We start from the raw sequence: 20,791 nt of genomic DNA on the forward strand, positions 1-20,791 counted from the left end.
TCCGGGGCGCTGCGGCGTCCCGGACCCCTCGTTCTCGAACGGCGATCCGGGCGCCAGCAGCCCGGCATCAGAGGCGGCAACTGATCTCCATGCCGTCCTCGACGGGAAAAGTCACGCTGTGGTAGCCGTTCGCGGGCTCTCGGACGTAGTCGAGATAGGTCTGCAGGGAACGCAGGTTCACGTCGTCAGCGACGACGAGGGTGCCGGGTGCGATGCGGGGTTCGAGCAGCCGTAACACCGGCAGACAGAGATCCTTCCAGCCGTCGAGCAGGACGAACTCCGCCGGGCCGGCAAGGGTGGCGAGGGTCTGTAGGGCGTCGCCTTCGAGCACTGTGATCAGCTCATCCAGGCCGACCTCGGTGAAGGTGCGCCGCGCTGCGGCGACCTTCGTGGCACTCAGTTCGGTGCTGATCACCCGGCCGGTGCCGTTGTCGCGCACGGCGGCGGCCAGATACAGGGTGGAGATCCCGAAGGAGGTGCCGAACTCGACGACGGTGGCCGGCCGGACAGCCCGGACGAGGTTGTAGAGCAGTTGCCCACCGCGCGCGGAGATCGGCATGTAGACCTGCTCGGCGGCGTCGGCGTGCTCCTGGGGTGTCATCGGCACCGCCCCGGGGGCGCGCTGCGCCTGGTAACGCCTGGTCATGGCGTCGTCATGGTCGGCTCGGCGGAACATCTCGGACAGGGCGGCGGCCACGCGGGTGTCGTGCAGCGTGTTCGTGAACGTCATGACTTCTAGGCTAGACGCGACGTTGCGTCGCGTCTAGAGCGGTGGTCTATCGTGGGCGATACCGAGGAGGGCGACGATGGGGCACGAACACGCCAGGCCGGCAGCAAGCCGCCACCATGGCAACCGGCACGGACGCAGCGAACGTGCCCGGCAGGCGGTGCTGGAGGCTGCCGACGACCTGGTCGCCGCGAAGGGTTTCGCGGGCGTCACAATGGAATTGATCGCGTCCAGCGCCGGTGTCGCCAAGCAGACCATCTACCGCTGGTGGTCGTCGAAGACGGACGTCCTCATGGACGCCTTCCTCCAGGACGCGGCCCAGCACCTCACCCCGACCGACACCGGTGACCTGAACCGCGACCTACGCGTGCACCTGCGCCAACTGGCCGACCTTCTCAGCCACTCCGATCCCGGTGCCGTCTTCAAGGCACTGATCGGCCACGCCCAGCACGACCACACCTTCGCGGCAGCGTTCCGCACCCGGTTCCTCGACGAGCAGCGTCAGCGCGACCGTCTCCTGCTGGATCGGGCGGTGCAACGGGGCCACCTCTCCGCCGACCTCGACCTCGCGGCCGAACTCGACCAACTGGTAGGACCGATCTACTACCGGATCCTGGTTACCGGGGAATCCGTCGACGCGGATTTCACCGACCACCTGGTCGACGGATTCTTCAGCCGCCAACCCTTGCTGCCGCCCACCTGACCCGGCGACATCGCCCGCCGGCCCTACGACTCCCGGGCGCGGTTACGGCGGTGGTGGACGATCAGCGCGACCGCGCAGAGCACCGCCACCAGGCCGAACGCCGAGCTGACCCACTGGTTGTCGGCCGCTGTCGACAGCACCACGTTGGCCGCCGCGCTGACGAAGAGCGCCAGCCACAGCAGCGGACGTAGCAGGCCACCCGGCTTCTTCGGTGCGGCGGCCGGGGTCTCGGTGATGCGGTACGGATCGGTCATGACTGCCTCCTTCGGCGAACGTTCCTCGACGCCGTCAACGCTAGGCGGGCGGCACGGTGGGGACGATCCCGCCAGCTCGACGACAGTGGTACAGCAGGCTGTACCTTCCGTGCCGGGCGTTGCCGGGCGGGGCCCGCGGTGGCTTATGTTGGCGGAAAGGAGGTGGGTCGATGGCGTACGTGCGGGGCCGGGTTCGTGCCTCGGTCGACGCCCTGGAGCACCTCGTCGGAGGGCTGGGCACCGCCGCCCTGGCGCTGTGCGCGCTGCTCTGGACGGCGATCGTGGCGGTGGCCTGCCTGGGCGGGGTGGGGCTGCTGGCGGCGCCCGGTGCGGTGCGGGCGGTGCGCTCGGTGGCCGACCGCGAGCGCGCCCGGCTGTCCCGCTGGGGCGAGCCGATCCCCACGCCGGGGCCGGTGCCGGCCGGGTTGCGGACGGCTGCGCGTGATCCCTTCGTACGCCGAGAGCTGGGTTGGGTCGGGTTGTCCTCGCTCATCGGCCTGGTGACCGGGCTTGTGGGCCTCGTGCTGCCACTCTCTGCCGTGCAGTACGTCACGTTCCCGCTGTATTACCGACTGATCCCTGCCGACGCCGGTTCCCCGGGGATCGTGTGGTGGCGCGTCGACGGACTGTCCGAGGCACTCGCTGTCGGGTTGCTCGGGGTGGGCTGGCTGGCCGCCGCGATCTGGTTCAGCCCGGTCCTGGCCCGTCTCCAGGCGTGGCCGGGCCGGTTGCTGCTGCCTCCGCCGCCGGGTGTCGACCTGTCGCTGCGGGTGGCCGAGCTGACCGCCACCCGCGCCGCGGCGCTGGACGCCCACGCTGTCGAGCTGCGCCGGATCGAACGGTCGCTGCACGACGGCACCCAGAACCGGTTGGTCGCTGTCAACGTGTTGCTGGGTGCCGCGCGGCGGGCCGTACGCCGCAATCCGGACCGCGCCGACGAGATCCTCGGGCAGGCCCAGGACGCCGCGGAACAGGCACTCGGCGAGCTGCGTACGGTGGTGCGCGGGATCCTGCCGCCAGTGCTGGACGACAGGGGTCTCGCCGGCGCGCTGGCGGGCCTGGCCGGCAGTTGCGTGGTGCCCTGCCGACTCAAGGTGGACGTGGCGGTGCGGTGCGCGGCCTCGGTCGAGGCCACCGCGTACTTCGTGGTGGCCGAGGCGCTGACCAACGTCGTCCGGCACAGCGGTGCGAGCCAGGTGGACGTGGCCGTGCGCCGCGAGCGCGGCCGGCTGCTGGTGTGCGTCGAGGACGACGGGCACGGCGACGCGGACGAGACGCGTGGCTCCGGGCTCACCGGCATCCGCCGGCGGGTCGAGGCGTACGACGGCCGGATGACACTGACGAGCCCACCAGGAGGGCCGACGAGAATGGACGTGGAGCTGCCATGCGGATCGTGATCGCCGAGGACGACCCGCTGCTGCGTGAGGGGTTGGCTCTGCTGCTGCGGGCGGAGGATCTGGACGTGGTCGCCACGGCCGGCACTCCGGGTGAGTTCCTGGTCGCCGTCGACGAGCACGCGCCGGACGTCGCGATCGTGGACGTACGGATGCCGCCGACCCACACCGACGAGGGCATCGTGGCCGCGGTGGAGGCCCGGCGGCGTCGCCCCGGCCTCGCGGTGCTGGTCCTGTCGGCGTACGTGGAGCAGGCGTTCGCCACCGACCTGTTCTCGGTCGGCGCCGTCGGGCTCGGTTATCTGTTGAAGGAGCGGGTGGGCCGGGTCGAGGAGTTCCTCACCGCGCTGCACCGTGTCGCGGACGGCGGCAGCGTGATCGACCCGGAGGTGGTGGCGCAGCTACTCGCCCGCAACCGCCGGACGGACACGGCGCTGAGCGAGCTGTCGCCGCGTGAGCGTGAGGTGCTGGGGCTGATGGCCGAGGGGCTTGGCAACAGCGCCATCGCCGAGCGGCTGTTCGTCACCGACGGCGCTGTGCACAAGCACATCCGCAGCATCTTCTCGAAGCTTCAACTTCCACCGGACGACCACGCCGACCGCCGGGTCACCGCGGTGCTGCGCTACCTGGACGGCGATCAGCGGTAGCGCCTGCTGTACCCGGACCTGGCAGCCCACGGGATGGTCGCCGTTCTCGCACGTCAATAGCGTTTCTGGTGCGCGCAGTTCTTGCCGATGACACGGAGAGAGGCCACCAGAATGCCGGATTATCCGGGACAGACCAGAGAACCGGCGGTACGCGTCGAACACCTCACCCGCGTGTACGGCGCCGGCCGTAACCAGGTCACCGCGCTCGCGGGCATCGATGTCGACTTCGACCGGGGCACCTTCACCGCGGTGATGGGGCCCTCGGGCTCCGGCAAGAGCACGCTGCTACAGACCGCGGCCGGGCTCGACCGGCCCACGTCCGGTCGGGTGGTCATCGCAGGCACCGACCTGTCCGGGCTGTCCGAGACCCGCCTGACGGAGCTGCGTCGTACCCGGATCGGGTTCGTCTTCCAGGCGTTCAACCTGATCGGCGCGCTCACCGTCGAGGAGAACATCGTGCTGCCCCTGCGCCTGGCCGGCGTCCGCCCGGACCGGGCCTGGCTGACCCGGGTCGTCGAGCGGGTCGGCCTCGCCGACCGACTGCACCACCGCCCGGCCGCCCTGTCCGGCGGCCAGCAGCAGCGGGTGGCGATCGCCCGGGCGCTGGCCACCCGCCCCGAGGTGATCTTCTCGGACGAGCCCACCGGCGCCCTCGACTCGCGGACCGCGGCGGAGGTGCTGACGCTGCTTCGCGCGGTCGTGGACGAACACGGGCTGACCGTGGTGATGGTGACCCACGATCCGATCGCCGCGTCGTACGCGGACCGCGTGCTCGTGTTGGCCGACGGCGCGATCGTCGCCGACCTTCCGCAGCTCGGATCCACCGGTATCGCCGAGCACCTGGCCTCGCTGGATCGGCGGGTCCTGCGATGACCGGGCTCGCCGCCCGCCTGCTGCGGCACCGCGCCGGCCCCGCCGTCGCGACACTGCTGGCCCTGGTCGCCGGCGTGCTGATCCTGGTGGCGATGGGCACCCTCGTGGAGTCCGGGCTGCGTTTCCGCGCGGAGCCACGACTCTGGGCCACGGCCGACGTGGTCGTCGCCAACCGCACGGTCAGCCACACGTTCAAAGAGTTCGGCGGCGACACCACCACGAGCACCGTCACGCTGCCCGAGGGCGGCACTGTGGACGCGGCCCTGGTGGACCGGATCCGCCAGGTGCCGGGCGTCGCGGCCGTCACCGGCGACGAACGGGTGCTGATCGGTTCACCCGCCGCCGTCGGGCACGGCTGGAACACGTACTCCTTCACCGGTCGTCCCATCGCCGCGGGTGCCGCGCCCCGGGCCGACGACGAGGTGCTCGTCGACACCCGTCTCGGCGTGGCGGCCGGTGACCGCGTCGACCTGGTCGTCGGCGGGGTCCGGCGGTCGTACCGGGTGAGCGGGACCGCCGAGACCGGTTCGCCGGCGGTGTTCTTCACCGACGCGCAGGCCGCCCGGTTGTCCGCCCACCCGGGCCGGGTGGATGCGATAGGCGTGCGGATGGCGCCCGGCGCCGACCTGGGCCCGGTACGCGAGATCGCGTCGGCGGCCGGCGCCACGACGTACAGCGGGAAAGAGCGTGGAGACGTCGAGCAGTCGGAGAACCAGGCCGCCCGGACGTTGCTGATCGAGGCCGGATCGGCCTTCGGGGGGTACGTCGTCCTGCTGATCGTCTTCGTGGTGGCCGGCACCATCGGGCTGTCCGTCCGGCACCGCCGACGTGACCTGGCACTGCTACGCGCGGTGGCGGCCACGCCGGGGCAGGTGCGCCGCATGCTTGTCGCCGAGGCCGCGCTGCTCGCCCTGATCGGCTCCGCGATCGGCGGCCCGGCCGGCCTGCTGGCGGCCCACTGGGTGCACGGCGAGCTGGTCGGGCGGGGGTTCGTGCCGGCCAGCTTCCCGATGGCTGGCGGCCTGTTCGCGGTACCGGCCGCGATCGGTGCGGCCGTCCTCGTGGCGGTGCTCGCCGCGTTGGTCGCCGCACGCCGGGTCACCGGGATCAAGCCGGTCGAGGCGCTCGGTGAGATCGCTGTCGAGCCTCGGCGTAGCGGCCGGGTGCGGCTGGTCGCCGGCGTGCTGACGCTGGCGGCGGCCGGCACCTCCGGGGCGTTCACACTCGGTGCCGCCGGGTCGACCGGGGCACTGGCCGGCGCGGTCGGCATGCTGTACCTGTTCGTCATCGCGGTGGCGCTGCTCGCACCGAGGATCAACGCGTACGCGGCACGCCTGCTCACACCGTTGTTGCCGCGGGTGTGGCGGGTCGGCGGCTACCTGGCCGCGGCAAATCTGCGGGCCAACGCGCAGGGCATGGCGACGGTCCTGACCGCCCTCGTGCTGTCCGTCGGATTCGGCGGCTCGGTCTGGTTCCTACAGACCAACCTGGAACGACAGACCACCACGCAGAGCAGCGCGGGAACCCTCGCCGAGCGGGTGCTCGTCGCTCCGGGTGGGCTGCCCGCGGACGCGACGCGGGAGATCCGCGAGCTGGAAGGGGTGCGGGCGGCCACCGGTGTACGCCGTACGCAGGTGGTGGTGCGGGCGCTCGGCGGAATCGAACCGGTCAGCGCGCAGTCGGTCGACCCGGCGGGCATCACGTCGACGATGGACCTCGCCGTGCGCGAGGGCAACCTGGCCGACCTGCGCGCGGGCACTGTCGCGCTGTCGGCGATGCAGGCGTCCTCGTCCGGCTGGGACGTCGGCGATCAGGCGGAACTCTGGCTGGGCGACGGCACCCCTGTCACGTTGGACGTCATCGCGATCTACGGCCGTGGCCTCGGCTTCGGCGACGTCACGCTGGCCGCCGAGACGGTCACCGGGCACACGGCCGGGAACACCGATGACGAGGTCCTGGTCAGCGCCGGCCCGGAGGCCGACACCACGTTGGCCACCTGGTCGGCGGGGCATCCGGGCACCGAGGTTCTCGACGCCGCCACGCGTACGCGCCTGCTCAGCACCGATCTGGCGCTCGGCGCCTGGCTGAACCGGCTGCTGATCGGCGTGATGGTGGGGTACGCGGCGCTGGCGGCGGCCACCACGATGGTGATGGCCGCGCTGGCCCGCCGCCGCGAGTTGGCGTTGCTGCAACTGGTCGGGGTCACCCGCCGTCAGATTCGGGCGATGGTCCAGGCCGAACAGGCCGGGCTGCTCGGCACGGCGGTGCTGGTCGGCGCGACGATCGCGGCGCTGACCCTGAGCGCGATCGTCAACGGACTGACCGGCAGCCCGATCCCGTACGTCCCGCCGCTCGGCTGGGTGGCGGTGCTCGGCGGCACGACGCTGCTGGCGCTGGCAACCACCGTGTGGCCCGTCCGACGGCTGCTCAGCGCTCCCCCGATCGACAACATCGGGGTGAAGGAGTAGGCGTCGCGGCTCGCACTTCGGCGACAGTGCCGCCTCCGCGAACATCGCGGCGGCGGCACTGTCACTCTGGCGTTCCACCGACGAAGCGTGGCCCGCGATCTGACCGACCCCGCGCATCCGGACGTGCTCGCCCCGGCGGCACTCGGTGCGCTGCGTCAGTTCATGAACCTCGGCAGCAGATAACGGCCACACTCCCGTTGGTCGGCGTTCGCCTCACACTGGATCTGCTCGAACTGAACGGCCCTTCTCGCGGCGGGTCTGGGCAAGCAGGACGTCGATCATCGTTTGAGGTTCGACGGTGGTTGGTCGGTCGCTGACCTGCCCGTCGCCGAGTTCGACGACCCGCCATACGCCATCCGTGCGCAGGGGCGAGGTCCACTGTGACGAAAGGCAGGCCGACCCCGCCGATCAATGGTGCGACAGAAGCCAGGTCGACCTCGACCGGCACCGAACCGTTCGGGCTGTCGGGATGGGCTCCGATCAGAACGCAGACGCCGTCGATCCACCACGTGCGTACCTCGGTCGAGGCGAACCGCTCGAAGCGCGTCGTGGTCGACCACAGCCACCTCCAGCCCGGCAGCACGTGCGGCCCGAGCCTCTGCGGCGAAGTGCTCGTCCGGGTGGCGCGGCCGAAGCGGATTCGCGGGAACCAACAAGATCACGCCTCAATCCTGCCCCAGGCCGCAACGTGGAGCCGCCGGCAGGGCCAGATGAGCGTGGTGGTCGGGGGGTATCGTCGCCGGCATGTCGCTGCCTGATCTGGTGCCGATAGCGTGCGAGCCGGGGCACCACATCGATCAGCTACCCGAACGACGGTACGGCGACATCGCCATCCGGCTGACCGGGTCGAGTTGTACCCGGACCGCCTCGGGTTCACCGACCCGTGGGACGGGCTCTACAGCACCTGAGGCGCCCAGCGCCTCCGGAGCCCGGTGTCCAGTCGTGTCCAGTCGCGTCCAACATCCCACTCGCGGCCCCCGCCGCATTGCGAGGATTGCCGTCCGGCCCGGGCCGCCCAGCTCCTGACCCGGCCGACAGGTCCCCTCGTGATGGGAGCGGTGCATGTCAGAACGTGTTGTCAGCCACCCGCGTACGCCAAGACCAAGCCGCAGGTCCCTGCTCGCGACGACACTCGCAGTCGTGGCGTCGGTGGCTTTCGTGCCGACGGCCGCGGCGGCCGGGCCGGTCGACCGACCTGCCCGGTCCGGGGGCGCGGCGGATCCGGCCCGCACCGAGGGCCGGGCAACCCTGGCTTCGGACGGCGGCGTCGTCGACCGGAAGCGGGCCGGCGGGTCGGCGGACATGGCCGAGGCGATCGCCGAGCAGCGGGGCATCAGCCGCGATGCCGCCGAGAAGCTGCTCAGCGCCGAGAACACCAATGTGCGACTCGCCAACAAGTTGACCACCGAGCTGGGTGCCAGTTCGGGCGGCGCGTACCTGTCCAACGGGGACCTCGTCGTCACTGTCACCGACGCCGCGGCTGCGGCGAAGGTGACCGCCGCTGGCGCGAAGGCCCGCCTCGTCGCCCGTGGCGAACAGCAACTCCAGAAGATCCAGCGGGCGCTGGAGGCCACGCCGAGTGAACCGAACACGACCTGGGGGGTGGACCCGGAGACCAACCAGGTGGTGGTGAGCCTGCCGGCATCCGGGGCGAAGAACGCCGCGCAGAGCTCGGCGGCGCGCAAGTACGGCACAGCGGTGCGGTTCGAGACCACCGCCGGCCAGATCCAGCCGAACGTCGGCATCTCCAGCGCGGACGCGTTGGGCGGTTGCTCGGTCGGCTTCACCGCCACCGACTACACCTTCAACTACATCATCACGGCCGGACACTGCACCCAGGGCTACCCGCACTGGACACTGCCCAACGGCCAGGACGTCGGGCCGTCGCTGGAAAGCAACTATCCGGAGGACGACTACGGCCTCATCTGGATGAACGGCCCGTCGGTCTGGGCGACCGGCACCATCAACCTGTGGAACAACACCAGCCGCAGCATCCACGGCTGGGCGACGGCCGTGAGCGGGCTGTCGGTCTGCAACTCGGGCAAGACCACCGGATTCAGGTGCGGCTCCGTGCTCAGGACCAACGTGACGGTCAACGGCGCGGGCGGCACCGTACGCCAGATGGTCGAGACCAACATCTGCACCCTCGGCGGCGACAGTGGTGGGCCGCTGTTTGCCAGCAACACCGCGTACGGGCTGAACTCGCACGCCAACCGGGTCGGCAGCCAGTGCAACTCCACGCCGAAAACCTGGCATCAGCCAGTGGGAGAGGCGATCACCGGATACCAGGTCGTCATCTACGGCGCGCCGTGACGAACGGCGACGAGCGAAGGAGACAGGGATGAGAACCGCATTCAGCAGAGCCGTACGCCTCACCGCCGCGGCCGTCATGGCGACGACGGTGGCCCTGACCGTGGCCGTCGGCCCCGCCCAGGCCGACCTCTGGACGCACACCGACGGGTTCGAGGGGAATCCGGCGGCGGTGTGGGAGTTCCACCGCTCCGGCGCCGGGAGCGGAGCCTACGAGCTGGGCACCGGAACGGCGCATTCCGGTTGGAACAACGCCATTCTCACGACCTCGGCCGGCGGCTGGTCCGGGGTGGGCAAGCTGCTCACAGTGGGGCCGCGTACCGCCGGACACGACACCACCTGCGGCGGCGGGTTCTTCGTCCGGGCGGTCAGCGGGTCGGCGGTGCTCAACGTCGAGGTGATCGACCCGGCGAGCTGGACCTACCTCGCGTTGCGCACCGTCCGGATCACCGACACCGCCTGGCGGCGGCATGACGTGGCCAGCTACGCGAACGGTCCGACCCAGGTGTTCTTCCGGATTTCCCTGCTCGGTGGCAGCGGTGCCGTGCGGGTGGACGACATGGCCTTCCAGTGCTCCTTCTACCGCTCCTGAGCGGATCGAACACAGCGGGCCCGATGATCGGCCTCTGAGCACCACCGCTGCCCGGCACCCTCCCAGCGGGGGCGTCGGGCAGCGGTCTGTCCGAGGCGTACCGGAAGGGTGTCAGCCGGTGGGGACCGCGAACCGGCGGACGGACCCGGCACGGGCCGCCCAGCGCCCGTCCTCGTGGCGTACCTCGATGGGGTGTGCGAAGGCCGCCGACACCTGGGCGGTCGTGACCGTCCTGTCGGCCGGACCGGCGGCGACCACGCTGCCTGCACTGATCAGCATCGCGTGGGTGGTCGTCGCCGGAAGTTCCTCGAGGTGGTGGGTGACCATGATCGAGGCGAGGCGGGGATGGGTCTCGCGGAGGAGGTCGATGGTCTCGAGCAGCTGTTCCCGGGCCGCGACGTCGAGACCGGTCGAGGGCTCGTCCAGCAGCAGCAGTCGCGGCTGACTGATGAGCGCCCGGACGATGAGGGCGCGACCCCGCTCGCCCTGCGAGAGGGTGGGCCAGCGTTCGTCGGCCCTGTCGGCCAGCCCGAACATGTCCAGCAGGGAGTCGGCCCGGTCCCTGTCGTCCCGGGTCGGCTGCCAGCGCGGCGGCAGGTCGACCGACCCGACGAGCCCGGTCAGCACGACCTCGCGGATGGTCAGGGGCGACCGCAGCGGATGGCGGGGGTTCACGTGACCGATCGCCCTGCGCAACTGTTGCAGCTCGACGCGGCCGAGTTGCTGACCGAGGATCCGCACCGTTCCCGAGGTCGGGTGGGTCAGCGCGCCGCAGAATCCCAGCAGGGTGCTCTTGCCCGCGCCGTTCGGGCCGAGGAGCGCCCAGTGCTCACCCTCGCGCACGGTGAGGTCGATGCCGTGCAGGATCTGCTTGCCGTCCCGCCGGAACGTCACGTCGTTCAGTTCGACGACGGGAGACGGCGGGTGAGTCGCGGTGGTCCTGGGGAGCATGGCCTTCTCTCGGTACGGCGACGGTCGTCCTGCACGCTGCCACAGACCGGCGCGCAGGTCAGTGACCAGGACCACCGCCGCCGTACGAAGCGTCGGCTGCTCTCCGGCGGTGGGCCTGGCCTTGCGACGACCCGGGAATGATCAGCACTGGAGGACGCCCTCGGAGAGCTGGCGGAGCTGGTCGACGTTGCCCGGCATGGTGACGTACAGGCCGGCGATGGCGTCCACCCACTGCCCCTTCTGCTCCGGGGTGAGCCCGCCCTTTTGGCGGCGATGAAGCTGTCCGCGTTGGCGAACCTGCCGGCCTTGATGTCGCCCAGCACGGTGAGCACCGACCTGGAGATGTCGGTGACGCCGACGTCGTCGGCCATCGCCGCCAGTCGGCCGGTGGTGAGGCCGCCCTCGACGGCGACGGGCTGGTCGAGCTTGCCGGCGGCGTCGAGTTGACCGACCGCGTCGAGCAACACCTTGGGACGCAGATCCGGCTGGGCGGTCGCGTAGTCGAAGACGATGCCGGCCTGGCGGGCCGCGCCGAATTCCAGGACCGGGGCGAAGACGCTCAACGCCGGCTGGTTCGGCACCCGAGCCTTCATCTGGTTGACCTGCTCCAGGCCCGCCGTCATCTGCTCCCGGTGCGCTCCTCATGACGTCGCGGATGGCATCGAGATCTCCCATCGCGTAGGCGCGGTACTCGCCCGCCGTACATCCCCGCCAGGCCCTCATGCCCCTGGTCGAGGGCCGGGTCCAGCGGACCGTCGAGCACCCCGTCGGTCGTGGCGACGAAGCGCAGGTGGGCACCCTCGAACTCGGCCGGGTCCACCTCGACGCCGCGTACGCCGTCGAGGTACACGAGACCCTTCTCGTCGCGGGTCACGTTGATGGCGTGGGACACCTCCGCCGCCTCGCCCACGAGGAGGATTCCGCGACTGCCCTGCGGCGCGGACGTCATCAGATTCGTGACGAAGGCCAGGTCGGGCACCGTCGCCATCGGCCTGCCCGCGTAGTTCACCAGATGCTCGACGGGCATCTCCTCCGACGGCGGCACCTGGAACGCCTCCCCCTCGCTCAGGGAGATGTCGACGCCGATGGCGCTCAGCACGCAGTTCGTGGTGAAGTCCCCACCGACACCGTGCCACGGATCGACCTGCGGCAGCAGCGCACCGAGATCGGCAGCCGTCCCACTGACGCTGGGGAGCACGTCCGCCAGGTGCTCGGTCGGCAGCACGAGAACGGCACCGGAATCCTCGTACAGCTCGAACGGCATCACCCGTGGCCCGGTCAGCTCCAGCGACGCCGGGGACCGCACGAGGACCGGCAGGCCGAGGTGGTCGGCGCGGGCGGAGACGGCGTCCAGACCGGCGTCGAGCGCCATCGGGACGTGCACCATCGACGCGATCACGTCCAGCGGCTGGTTGCGCAGGGTCCCGGCGATGTGGCCGGCGTCGATCGCGGCCGGGTCGATGTGCACCTGGTGGAAGCCGGGAAGCGCCCTCGTGTCGTACACCACGTCCGGCACCGGGCCACCGTCGAGGCTGAGCCACTGACCGGACGGGACCCAGGTGCTGGCGAACTCGATGCAGTCAGCTTCCGCGATGTCCGGCATTCGTGTCTCCTCGTTCGTCCCCGCAGCCACAGCGGTCGGCGGCGCCGTTCCCGGCACCACCAGCGCAAGACTCTGATGTGACGACCACCCAAACGGGCGGGCAGGGCCCGGGGTTCAGCTCGGAGGAGGACATTCTGGTTTCCGCCCTGGTGCCGCCCGGCCGGGAACGAGGCGGCCGTCGAGGCTGGCCTCGATCGTGGCGGGGCGTCACCGTCCCGCTCGGCGTCCCCGTCAAACTCCCCGCATACATCGCCGCCGCCGGCCTGCTCCTGTCACTCGGCCGCCACCGGCGATCCGCCTGAACGCCCAACCGCGAGCCTGACCCGCACCCTCGGTTCCACCGAGGGTGCGGGTTCCCGCGACGTGGTCAGGCCGTCTCGGTGATCGGTCGATCGACCCAGCTCATCATCGCCCGCAGGGCGCGACCGGTCTCCTCGATCGGGTGGGCGGCTGCCTGCTCCCGATACCTGGTGAAGTTGGGCCGGCCGGCGTCGTCCTCGGCGATCCATTCCCGAGCGAACTCGCCCGACCGGATCTCGGCGAGGATGCGGATCATCTCCTCCTTCACCCGAGCGTCGATGACGCGCGGGCCGCGGCTGTAGTCCCCGTACTCGGCGGTGTCGGAAATGCTGTACCGCATCCGCGCGATGCCGCCCTCGTACATCAGGTCGACGATGAGCTTCAACTCGTGCAGGCACTCGAAGTAGGCGATCTCCGGCTGGTAGCCGGCCTCCGTGAGCACCTCGAATCCGGTGGTCACCAGCGCCGTCACCCCGCCGGCGAGAACCGCCTGCTCACCGAACAGGTCGGTCTCGGTCTCGTCGGCGAACGTCGTGTGGATGGCACCGGCCCGGGTCCCGCCGATAGCGGCGGCGTAGGACAGGGCGAGCGCGAGAGCCCCTCCGGTGGCATCCTGCTCCACCGCGACGAGGACCGGCACCCCCTTGCCGTCGACGAACTGCCGGCGTACGAGGTGACCCGGCCCCTTCGGCGCGATCATCGCGACGTCCACGTCCGGTGCGACAGTGATGAATCCGTACCGGATATTGAAGCCGTGGGCGAACAGAATCGCGTCGCCGGCCCGCAGATGAGGAGCGATCTGGTCCGCGAACAGCGTCCGCTGAACCGTGTCGGGTGCCAGGATCATGATGGTGTCGGCCCACTGGGCGGCCTCGTCCGGGGTGAGCACCGGAAGGCCCTGTTCCTCGGCCTTGGCGCGACTGCCAGAACCCGCCGGCAGGCCGACCACGACCTCCACCCCGGAGTCGCGCAGCGACAGCGCGTGCGCGTGCCCCTGGCTGCCGTACCCGATGACGGCGACCTTGCGCCCCTGAATGATCGACAGATCGGCGTCCGCGTCGTAGTACATGTCAACTGTCATTACTGCCCCTCCAAGCCGCCGCCCACGAGGCGGCCTCGTCGACTGACGACGTTAGGACGGCCGAATGGAGGAAGACTTGACCAGGACTGGGTGCACGCCCCGCAGGTCTGCGTGGTGCGGCCACCTCCCGCGTTCAGTGCGCGTCCACTCGATCTCCAGTAGGCCGACCTAGCCTGCTCCGGGGACAGATGAGCCCTGCGCTCCTCGGCCTTTCTTCGCCCTGGCACGAGCGGGGGGCAGGCACCTCGATCGGCGTACGGCGTTCGACGGCGAGCAGCACCGACCGCAGCGACCACCGGGCAGAGTAGTTCACGATTGAGGAGATTCCGCGTGTTGCACCGGTTCCACCCGTCAGACACTGGCCGCCTCCGGATGCGGGGAGTGCTCGCCGCGATGACCGTGACGGTGCTCGCCGGCGGGGCGCTGACCGCCTGCTCGGCCGATGACGGTCCGGAGGGCAGCATCGACGCCTTCGTGGCCGGTTGGCGCAAGGGTGACCTACAGGCGGTCGACTTCGTCGACACCACGGGCGCCGGGCTGCCGGCGGCCGAGGTGACCCGGCAGCTCAGGGAGTTGTCCGGCGAACTGGCAGCGACCCCGCCCGCGGTCGCCCGGCGGGGCGACCCGAAGGTCGACGACGACGCGGCGACCGGCACCATCACTGTGGACTGGACGCTGCCCGGTAACACCCACTGGACGTACGACCGGCAGGTGCGGCTGACCCGCAAAGACGACACGTGGCAGGTGATCTGGGAGCCGCAGCTGGTGCAGGAGAAGCTCGTCAACGGCGACAAACTGGCCCTGCGACGGGACGCCGCTCGCCGCGGCGAGGTCCTGGACGCGGCCGGCAAGCCGATCGTGGAGCCCCGGCCCGTGGTGCGGATCGGCGTACAGCCGAACCAGGTGACCGACGTGGCGAGGCTGGTCGGCGGGTTGGACGCCGCGTTCCGGGCGATCCGTCCGGCGCTGGTGCCCGCCGTCGACGTCGCCGACCTGCCAGGTCGGCTCCCGAAGGCCGCCCCGGACGCGTTCCTTGAGGTAGCGACGCTGCGCGACGAGGCGTACCGGCAGATCAGGACCCGGCTCCAGGCCCTGCCAGGCACCAGATTCCAGACCGAGAAGCTGGACCTCGCCCCCACCCGGGAGTTCGCCCGCGCACTGCTCGGCTCGGTGGACGCGGTGCAGGCCGACGACCTGGCTGCCCACCCCGACACGTACGTCGTCGGTGACCTGATCGGTCAGGGCGGTCTCCAGGAGCGTTTCGACGACCGGCTGCGCGGCAGCTCCGGGCTCACTGTGACAGTCGAGCGGCCGGGTCAGGACGGCAAGCTGGCGCCGACCGGCACCGAGCTGTTCCACCGGGATCCGGAGCCGGGACAGCCGGTGCAGACCACTCTCGACGTCGGGACCCAGAACGCGGCGGACGCGGCGCTGGTTGCCGAGCCGCAGCGAGCCGCGGTGGTGGCGGTGCGGCTGCGCGACAGCGCGGTGCTCGCCGCCGCCAACGGACCGGGCGCGGCCGGGGCGAACCTGGCCTTCACCGCCCAGGTCCCACCGGGTTCGACGTTCAAGATGGTCAGCGCGGTCGGGCTGCTCGACAGCGGTGCGGTGACACCGGACGCCGTTGTCGACTGCCCGAAGACCCTGAAGGTGCAGGGCCGCTCGTTCAAGAACTCCAACGACTTCGCGCTTGGCCGGGTGCCGTTCCGCACCGACTTCGCCAAGTCCTGCAACACGGCCTTCGCGTCCCTGGCCCCGAAGCTGGGGGGCGACGGGCTCGCTCTCGCCGGCCGCTCGCTGGGGTTGGAGGGGCAGTGGGACGTCGGCGTCGACGTGTTCACCGGCAAGATTTCGGCGAACGGGTCCCCGGACGAGCAGGCTGCTGCCATCTTCGGGCAGGGCAAGACCGTGGTCAGCCCGCTGGCCATGGCCGCCGCCACGGCCGCCGTCGCTCGGGGGCGGTTCGAGCAGCCGAAGCTGCTGCTGGACCCGGCCCCGGCCGCACCGGCCGCCGCCGCCGACCTCAAGCCGGGTTCGGTCGAGGCGGTCCGGGCCATGATGCGCGAGGCGGTCACCGTCGGCACCGCCACCGCGCTCAAGGACGTGCCGGGCCAGCCGGTTCACGGCAAGACCGGCACCGCCGAGTACGACAACAACCCGGCCCACACCCACTCCTGGTTCGTCGGCTGGCAGGGCGACGTGGCGTTCGCCGTCTTCGTGGAGGGTGGCGGCTCCAGCACCGAGTCCGCCGTGCCGATCGCGGAACGGTTCCTTCGCGCCCTCCCCCGCTGACCGGACGGCGCACCGGAGCGGTTCGGACAGCGGGGCGGGGTCAACCTGGGAGGACCACTGTGGACAACGCGACGCCGGCTGGCACCCTCGCCGAGGAGGCCGCCAACCGAGACCCCCGGGACAGCCCCGCCCGTGCCCGTCGCAGTCGCCTCGACCGGTTCACACGTGGGCTGACGGTCGTCCTCACGCTGGTCGTGGCGGCCGTCCTGACCGTGTACGTGTGGCCGCTGCGTACCGACGAGCTTCAGCGCGCGACGCCGGAAACCCTGAGCTTCGCCGCGGCGAGCGAGCGGGCCACGCGGACCGCCTCGGCGGAGTCCACCGATCCTGAGGTGCTCCCAGAGTGCCGGAGCCAGTTCCTCTCCCACGGACGTACGAGCGCGAAGGCTGTTCTTCTGCTGCACGGCTACACCGACTGTCCCAGGCAGTACCGTGGCCTGGCGAAGCTGTTCTTCGACCGGGGCTACAACGTCTGGGTGCCACGAGCGCCACGACACGGTGTCACCGACCGGTCCGCGCACGCGACGCTCGACGCCGACGAGCTTGTCGACTATGCGAACGACGCGTTGAACGTCGCAGCCGGCCTGGGCGACTCGGTCGGTGTGGTGGGCGTCTGCGGCGGTGCGGTGTTGGCCACCTGGCTTGTCGGTCACCGTCCCGATGCGGTGCGCCGCGCTCTCCTGCTGTCGCCCCTCTACAAACCCGGTCCCGCTGAGGTTCCCGACCTGGCCGTCAAGCCACTCGTCGTCCTCTTCGGGTCGCACCTGGTCCCGGACCGGGTCGACGCCGACGGCTTCTCGTCCGCGGCGCTGTCGCAGTACCTGCGCATCGTCCGCAACTTCACGACCGACCCGAGGAGCCCGCACCTGCGTGAGCTGGCGATCGTCACCTCGCAGGACGACGAGGTCATCGACCGACAGGCGGCCGTCGACATTCCGAAGGTCATCGCCGATCGAAACGACACCGCGTTCTCGGCGCACGAGTTGCCGCGCGAACTCGGCATCGGGCACGACATCGTCGACCCCGACGGATTACGGGGCAGGGCCGACGAGATCAATCAGTATTATCTCGATCTCTACGAGGGAAGCTGAACCTACCTCGCGCCGCGCACCGTCCGGATCACCGACACCGCCTCCAGTGCTCCTGCTTCCGCTTCGAGCAAGGCGACCACAGCGGGACCGGCGCTCGTGGCGCCGGCCCCGCCAGGTCCGGGTTGTGGTGGGCGGTACCGTCGAGCGAGGCTGGTTCGCTCGACGGGCTGGCGGGTTGGTCCCTGACACGCTTCTCGGCTGTTCATTGCCGTCGAGGTTGGTAGCTTTACGGGGACGTGGAGTGCCGCGACGAGCGCCGAAATTGGGTCGACAAGCTTCGGCTGGCGCCGCGACAATCCCGGCCGTGATGCTCACGACCTTTCCTCAAGGCGCGCCCTTGAGCAGTTCCAACACGACGGCTGGACGATGAGCGATGAATTGACGCCGGCACTCTGGGTGACCGGTCCCGCTGGGGTCGGCAAGACAACCGTCGCGTGGGAGCTCTACGCCGACCTCGTGGATTCCGGCGTGGAGGTCGGCTACGTCGATATCGACCAGCTGGGCATGTGCTTCCCGGAGCCCGAGTCGGATCCGGGGCGTTATCGAACCGCGGCGCAGAACCTCGGTTCGGTAGTGGCTGGATACCGGGCGGCCGGTGCCCGCGGCGTCATCGTGTCCGGAGTCGTCGATCCGACCCGCGGTGTGCACCTCGACAGGATGCCGAACGTGGTGGTGACGACGTGTCGGCTCCGCGCCGACGCCGACGACCTGCGTCGACGGCTCACGGCGCGCCAGTCTGACCCCGCCTACATCACCCGGGCCTTGGCTGAGGCCGACGCGTTGGATGCCAGTGACCTCAAGGACTCGTGCATCGATACCACCGGGCTGCCGGTGGGCCGCGTTGTCGCGCTGACCAGGGAACGCACTGCGGGCTGGATGGACCCGGCCGCGCTCACCACCCCCGCCGGCGTGGCCGGGCCACCAGCGGTGGGCGATGCGGCCGGCGGACCAATCCTATGGCTGTGTGGCCCGACGGGCGTCGGCAAGTCCAGCGTGGGCTTCAACTTCTTCCTGAGGCACGTGCTGGGAGCGAAGATTTCCGGAGCCTTCGTCGATCTCGACCAGATCGGCTTCTACCGGTCACGGGCCAGCAGGGGGGTGGATCACCGGATGCGAGCCCAAATCTTGGCAGACATGTGGCGAACCTTCCGTGCGGCCGGTGCCGAGTGCCTCACCCTCGTGGGTCCGGCTGAGGACGCCACAGCGATCTCGACATACGTCCGGGCTTTGCCGGCGGCGACGTTCACGGTGTGCCGACTCCACGCCACACCGGAGGAACTCGCCTACCGGATCAGGCTGCGAGGCGCGGGCGGCAGTTGGTCACAGCCGGGCGATCCTCTGAAAGGCCAGCCTGACGAGGTCCTCACCGCCGCCGCCGAACGGGCCGCCGCCGACGCCGCAGCCTTGCAACAGGCCACTGTCGGTGACCGGTGTGTCGACACGACCCGGCGCTCCGTGGATGACGTCGCGGACGCCATCCTCGCCGAAACGGGATGGCCAGCCGGCGGGGCCCACGTCTCTTCGGCCGATTGCGGTGTTCGTGAGTCGTGGGCTCGGCCGGTGTAGGGCTGGCTCGGCTGAAGGGACGTCTCGGTCAACTGTTGATCAGTTTCCAGTCTCCTTCGAAGACGACCCTAACGGTGCCATCGTCCATCTTGCTGACGGTGTGGTCGCCGATGGCGTAAGTCGCGACCGGGATTCCGGACGCCCATGCCTACGGCGCAGGTTCCAGTACGACGACGGGGATCTGGCGGGTGGTCTTCCCCTCGTAGTCGGCGAAACCTGGATACGCGGCCTTCTGCGCGCTCCAGATCCGTTCCCGCTCGTTTCCGGTGGCAACCCTGGCGACCAGCTCGACAGTGTCCGTACCGATCTCCGCCTGGACCTGCGGGTGCGCGAGAACGTTGTGGTACCAGTCAGGATTGGTGGGCGCACCGCCCTTGGACGCGAACACGGCGTAGCCATCGTCCAACCTCTGGTACATCATCGGGTGCACGCGGGGCTGGCCGCTCTTGGCGCCAACAGTGTGCAACAGCAGCAGCGGCGCGCCAGCGAACTGTCCGCCGACCTGCCCACCGTTAGCGCGAAACTCAGCGATGATCTTGTCGTTCCAGTCGCTCACACCTTCTCCTTGCCTCCGCACCGGCTCCGTCGACACAATTCTGACAGGCTCCACCGGGACGCGACAATGCCAGCAAACACCGGCGAACCCCGCGCCTACGGTGCGTAGCGCTCGGTTCGCGGCAGGTGCGCACGTCGAAGGCTGGGATGGGCTACCCCTCCGCAGGCTCGGTCTCGTGCTGGCGCGACAACGCTTTCGCCGGCCTGTCGTCCAGGCCGAGCTCGGCGGGATAGCTGCCGAAGCTCCTCAGGTTGAACTTGCGTACCGCCGCAGCCCACGGGTTGTGCGTGGCCGTGTGGACCAGGTGCTCGAAATGGGACAGGTACGTCTCGCCACGCTGGGCACGCTCGGCGAGGATGTAGGGCTCCAGGACGCGCCAGGCTTGCCGGGAGCGGTAGCTGACCGTACCCACAAGGAGCCGCGGATCGACCGCGGCGAAAGCGAGCATCTGGCCCAGACCGTTGTAGTACAGCGACAGCCGGACCACCTGGTGGCGGGCTTCGGCCGGCAGGTCACTGACGCTGACACCCGGCGGCGGGTGGCGGAGGGTCAGCTCATTGAGGACGAAGTCCTCAGCGTGTAGAAAGTCGTCGCTGGATCGGTCTCGGGTCAGCAGTTCGATAGCGACGAGGGTCTGGTTGGCGGTCTGCGCCGAGCGCAGCTGGCGTAGCGCGAACACGACGGTCACGACAACCGCGATCGCCGAGCCACCCGCCGCGACGACATCCGCCAGATCAGATATCACAAGGCCCGAGGGTAGTAGGCCGAGGCGAGCGGTCACGTGTCCGCGCTTCGGGCTGGCGGCGTCGCCGCGCGCCCCTGCTGGCCCCGACGTGGAGTCGGGGCCAGCAGGGCCTCGGTCATCGCGCGGGTGCGGGCATGCGCCGAGGTCAGCCCTTGATTCGGTACGCGCGGACGATGGTCTGGCGCACCGTGTTGCCGCTCTGGTCAACCGCGTACGCGCGTAGCGTGGCGTAACCAGCGCCGGCCGCTCGGCCTGCGCGGCGTCGTCGTACCTCGATGCCAGCAACTCGGTGATGTCGAACAGCCGGCGGTCAACCCGACGCGCGCCGATCTTGGACAGCGCATCTGCCGGAATGACGTAGTCGTGGCCATCGATCCGGTGCTGTGCGAAAACCATCCGCTCGCGACCGGGACCGGGCTGCACCTCGTAGGTGCCGGACCGAGCCCGCACCCGGTCGCCCGAAACCAACGTCACGGTACGCAGCGGATCCGCCGCGTCGACTCTGGTGCTCCCGGGGACCGCCGTACCGGTAGGCTCGGCGGCCCCTGCCTGCCCCACACCCGCGACGGCCAGCGTCGCACTGAGCGTCGCCGCCCATATTCCTCGCACTCGTTTCCGCATCGTCACCCAGCGCCCTC

At 70.4% G+C, this 20,791-nt stretch carries 19 protein-coding genes and 1 pseudogene; 10 read left to right on the forward strand and 10 right to left on the reverse strand.

The window, feature by feature from the left end; translation table 11 throughout:
• Positions 1 to 67: 67 nt before the first annotated feature.
• A complete protein-coding gene (locus tag AB0A95_RS21470; RefSeq protein ID WP_357557527.1) occupies positions 68 to 730 on the reverse strand; it encodes a class I SAM-dependent methyltransferase in 663 nt (220 codons plus the stop codon).
• Positions 731 to 806: 76 nt separating this feature from the next.
• Between AB0A95_RS21470 and AB0A95_RS21475 the strand changes: the two genes are divergently transcribed.
• Entirely contained in the window at positions 807 to 1,430 is a 624-nt protein-coding gene (locus AB0A95_RS21475; protein ID WP_357557528.1) for a TetR/AcrR family transcriptional regulator, read from the forward strand.
• Between the two features lie 23 nt (positions 1,431 to 1,453).
• Here AB0A95_RS21475 and AB0A95_RS21480 read toward each other — a convergent pair whose 3' ends face one another.
• The gene (locus AB0A95_RS21480; protein ID WP_357557529.1) at positions 1,454 to 1,684 is read right to left on the reverse strand and encodes a hypothetical protein; all 231 of its coding nucleotides are present in this window, start codon (positions 1,682 to 1,684) and stop codon (positions 1,454 to 1,456) included.
• A gap of 170 nt (positions 1,685 to 1,854) precedes the next feature.
• On the opposite strand from AB0A95_RS21480, the gene AB0A95_RS21485 reads away from it, so the two are divergent.
• The 4 genes from AB0A95_RS21485 (at position 1,855) to AB0A95_RS21500 (ending at position 7,066) form a co-directional block, all read left to right on the forward strand.
• Positions 1,855 to 3,081 carry a sensor domain-containing protein gene (locus AB0A95_RS21485; RefSeq protein ID WP_357557530.1) on the forward strand — a complete coding sequence of 409 codons (1,227 nt, stop codon included), beginning with the start codon at positions 1,855 to 1,857 and terminating at the stop codon, positions 3,079 to 3,081.
• Positions 3,069 to 3,725 (forward strand): response regulator transcription factor, encoded by a 657-nt coding sequence (locus tag AB0A95_RS21490; RefSeq protein ID WP_357557531.1) that lies wholly within the window; start codon positions 3,069 to 3,071, stop codon positions 3,723 to 3,725. Before AB0A95_RS21485 ends, AB0A95_RS21490 begins: the two co-directional genes overlap by 13 nt.
• A 111-nt stretch (positions 3,726 to 3,836) precedes the next feature.
• Positions 3,837 to 4,598, forward strand: a complete 762-nt coding sequence (locus AB0A95_RS21495; RefSeq protein ID WP_357557532.1) for an ABC transporter ATP-binding protein — start codon at positions 3,837 to 3,839, stop codon at positions 4,596 to 4,598.
• A complete protein-coding gene (locus tag AB0A95_RS21500) occupies positions 4,595 to 7,066 on the forward strand; it encodes an FtsX-like permease family protein (RefSeq protein ID WP_357557533.1) in 2,472 nt (823 codons plus the stop codon). The genes AB0A95_RS21495 and AB0A95_RS21500 overlap by 4 nt, the downstream gene beginning before the upstream one ends.
• Positions 7,067 to 7,279: 213 nt before the next feature.
• Here AB0A95_RS21500 and AB0A95_RS21505 read toward each other — a convergent pair whose 3' ends face one another.
• The gene (locus tag AB0A95_RS21505; RefSeq protein WP_357557576.1) at positions 7,280 to 7,432 is read right to left on the reverse strand and encodes an ATP-grasp domain-containing protein; all 153 of its coding nucleotides are present in this window, start codon (positions 7,430 to 7,432) and stop codon (positions 7,280 to 7,282) included.
• Between the two features lie 58 nt (positions 7,433 to 7,490).
• Positions 7,491 to 7,649: pseudogene (locus tag AB0A95_RS21510) on the reverse strand (hypothetical protein); the annotation flags it as partial.
• 557 nt (positions 7,650 to 8,206) lie between these two features.
• Between AB0A95_RS21510 and AB0A95_RS21515 the strand changes: the two are divergent.
• Both AB0A95_RS21515 and AB0A95_RS21520 read left to right on the forward strand, forming a co-directional pair.
• Positions 8,207 to 9,379, forward strand: a complete 1,173-nt coding sequence (locus AB0A95_RS21515) for a S1 family peptidase (protein WP_357557534.1) — start codon at positions 8,207 to 8,209, stop codon at positions 9,377 to 9,379.
• A gap of 28 nt (positions 9,380 to 9,407) precedes the next feature.
• Positions 9,408 to 9,968: a hypothetical protein gene (locus AB0A95_RS21520; RefSeq protein ID WP_357557535.1), complete on the forward strand. Its 561-nt coding sequence runs from the start codon at positions 9,408 to 9,410 to the stop codon at positions 9,966 to 9,968.
• A gap of 111 nt (positions 9,969 to 10,079) precedes the next feature.
• Here AB0A95_RS21520 and AB0A95_RS21525 read toward each other — a convergent pair whose 3' ends face one another.
• The 4 genes from AB0A95_RS21525 to ilvC form a co-directional block, all read right to left on the reverse strand.
• On the reverse strand, positions 10,080 to 10,862 hold the full coding sequence (locus tag AB0A95_RS21525) for an ATP-binding cassette domain-containing protein (RefSeq protein WP_357557536.1): 783 nt from the start codon (positions 10,860 to 10,862) through the stop codon (positions 10,080 to 10,082).
• Positions 10,863 to 10,867: 5 nt separating this feature from the next.
• Positions 10,868 to 11,542, reverse strand: a complete 675-nt coding sequence (locus AB0A95_RS21530; RefSeq protein ID WP_357557537.1) for a hypothetical protein — start codon at positions 11,540 to 11,542, stop codon at positions 10,868 to 10,870.
• Complete coding sequence (locus tag AB0A95_RS21535; RefSeq protein WP_357557538.1) at positions 11,539 to 12,522, reverse strand: hypothetical protein; 984 nt, start codon at positions 12,520 to 12,522, stop codon at positions 11,539 to 11,541. The genes AB0A95_RS21530 and AB0A95_RS21535 overlap by 4 nt, the downstream gene beginning before the upstream one ends.
• 367 nt (positions 12,523 to 12,889) lie before the next feature.
• Positions 12,890 to 13,903, reverse strand: coding sequence for a ketol-acid reductoisomerase (gene ilvC / locus AB0A95_RS21540; RefSeq protein WP_357557539.1), 1,014 nt, complete (start codon positions 13,901 to 13,903; stop codon positions 12,890 to 12,892).
• 393 nt (positions 13,904 to 14,296) lie between these two features.
• On the opposite strand from ilvC, the gene AB0A95_RS21545 reads away from it, so the two are divergent.
• The 3 genes from AB0A95_RS21545 to AB0A95_RS21555 all read left to right on the forward strand — a co-directional run bounded on the left by AB0A95_RS21545 (position 14,297) and on the right by AB0A95_RS21555 (position 18,852).
• A complete protein-coding gene (locus tag AB0A95_RS21545; protein WP_357557540.1) occupies positions 14,297 to 16,195 on the forward strand; it encodes a penicillin-binding transpeptidase domain-containing protein in 1,899 nt (632 codons plus the stop codon).
• Positions 16,196 to 16,254: 59 nt separating this feature from the next.
• Positions 16,255 to 17,286: an alpha/beta fold hydrolase gene (locus AB0A95_RS21550; protein WP_357557541.1), complete on the forward strand. Its 1,032-nt coding sequence runs from the start codon at positions 16,255 to 16,257 to the stop codon at positions 17,284 to 17,286.
• A gap of 366 nt (positions 17,287 to 17,652) precedes the next feature.
• Complete coding sequence (locus AB0A95_RS21555) at positions 17,653 to 18,852, forward strand: hypothetical protein (protein WP_357557542.1); 1,200 nt, start codon at positions 17,653 to 17,655, stop codon at positions 18,850 to 18,852.
• 148 nt (positions 18,853 to 19,000) lie between these two features.
• Here the strand turns inward: AB0A95_RS21555 and AB0A95_RS21560 are convergent, their stop codons facing one another.
• Together AB0A95_RS21560 and AB0A95_RS21565 are read right to left on the reverse strand one after the other, a co-directional pair.
• On the reverse strand, positions 19,001 to 19,408 hold the full coding sequence (locus AB0A95_RS21560) for a nitroreductase family deazaflavin-dependent oxidoreductase (protein ID WP_357557543.1): 408 nt from the start codon (positions 19,406 to 19,408) through the stop codon (positions 19,001 to 19,003).
• 151 nt (positions 19,409 to 19,559) lie between these two features.
• Positions 19,560 to 20,627: a hypothetical protein gene (locus tag AB0A95_RS21565; protein WP_357557544.1), complete on the reverse strand. Its 1,068-nt coding sequence runs from the start codon at positions 20,625 to 20,627 to the stop codon at positions 19,560 to 19,562.
• Positions 20,628 to 20,791 lie beyond the last annotated feature (164 nt).

Source organism: Micromonospora sp. NPDC049230 (assembly GCF_040647875.1).
Taxonomy (GTDB): domain Bacteria; phylum Actinomycetota; class Actinomycetes; order Mycobacteriales; family Micromonosporaceae; genus Micromonospora.

What these genes read in the sequence shown, in the direction of transcription:
- AB0A95_RS21470 (WP_357557527.1), bottom strand. Translation starts at nt 730, where the DNA reads ATGACGTTCACGAACACGCTGCACGACACCCGCGTGGCCGCCGCCCTG.
- AB0A95_RS21475 (WP_357557528.1), top strand. Translation starts at nt 807, where the DNA reads ATGGGGCACGAACACGCCAGGCCGGCAGCAAGCCGCCACCATGGCAAC.
- AB0A95_RS21480 (WP_357557529.1), bottom strand. Translation starts at nt 1,684, where the DNA reads ATGACCGATCCGTACCGCATCACCGAGACCCCGGCCGCCGCACCGAAG.
- AB0A95_RS21485 (WP_357557530.1), top strand. Translation starts at nt 1,855, where the DNA reads ATGGCGTACGTGCGGGGCCGGGTTCGTGCCTCGGTCGACGCCCTGGAG.
- AB0A95_RS21490 (WP_357557531.1), top strand. Translation starts at nt 3,069, where the DNA reads ATGCGGATCGTGATCGCCGAGGACGACCCGCTGCTGCGTGAGGGGTTG.
- AB0A95_RS21495 (WP_357557532.1), top strand. Translation starts at nt 3,837, where the DNA reads ATGCCGGATTATCCGGGACAGACCAGAGAACCGGCGGTACGCGTCGAA.
- AB0A95_RS21500 (WP_357557533.1), top strand. Translation starts at nt 4,595, where the DNA reads ATGACCGGGCTCGCCGCCCGCCTGCTGCGGCACCGCGCCGGCCCCGCC.
- AB0A95_RS21520 (WP_357557535.1), top strand. Translation starts at nt 9,408, where the DNA reads ATGAGAACCGCATTCAGCAGAGCCGTACGCCTCACCGCCGCGGCCGTC.
- AB0A95_RS21530 (WP_357557537.1), bottom strand. Translation starts at nt 11,542, where the DNA reads ATGACGGCGGGCCTGGAGCAGGTCAACCAGATGAAGGCTCGGGTGCCG.
- AB0A95_RS21535 (WP_357557538.1), bottom strand. Translation starts at nt 12,522, where the DNA reads ATGCCGGACATCGCGGAAGCTGACTGCATCGAGTTCGCCAGCACCTGG.
- ilvC (WP_357557539.1), bottom strand. Translation starts at nt 13,903, where the DNA reads ATGACAGTTGACATGTACTACGACGCGGACGCCGATCTGTCGATCATT.
- AB0A95_RS21545 (WP_357557540.1), top strand. Translation starts at nt 14,297, where the DNA reads ATGACCGTGACGGTGCTCGCCGGCGGGGCGCTGACCGCCTGCTCGGCC.
- AB0A95_RS21555 (WP_357557542.1), top strand. Translation starts at nt 17,653, where the DNA reads ATGAGCGATGAATTGACGCCGGCACTCTGGGTGACCGGTCCCGCTGGG.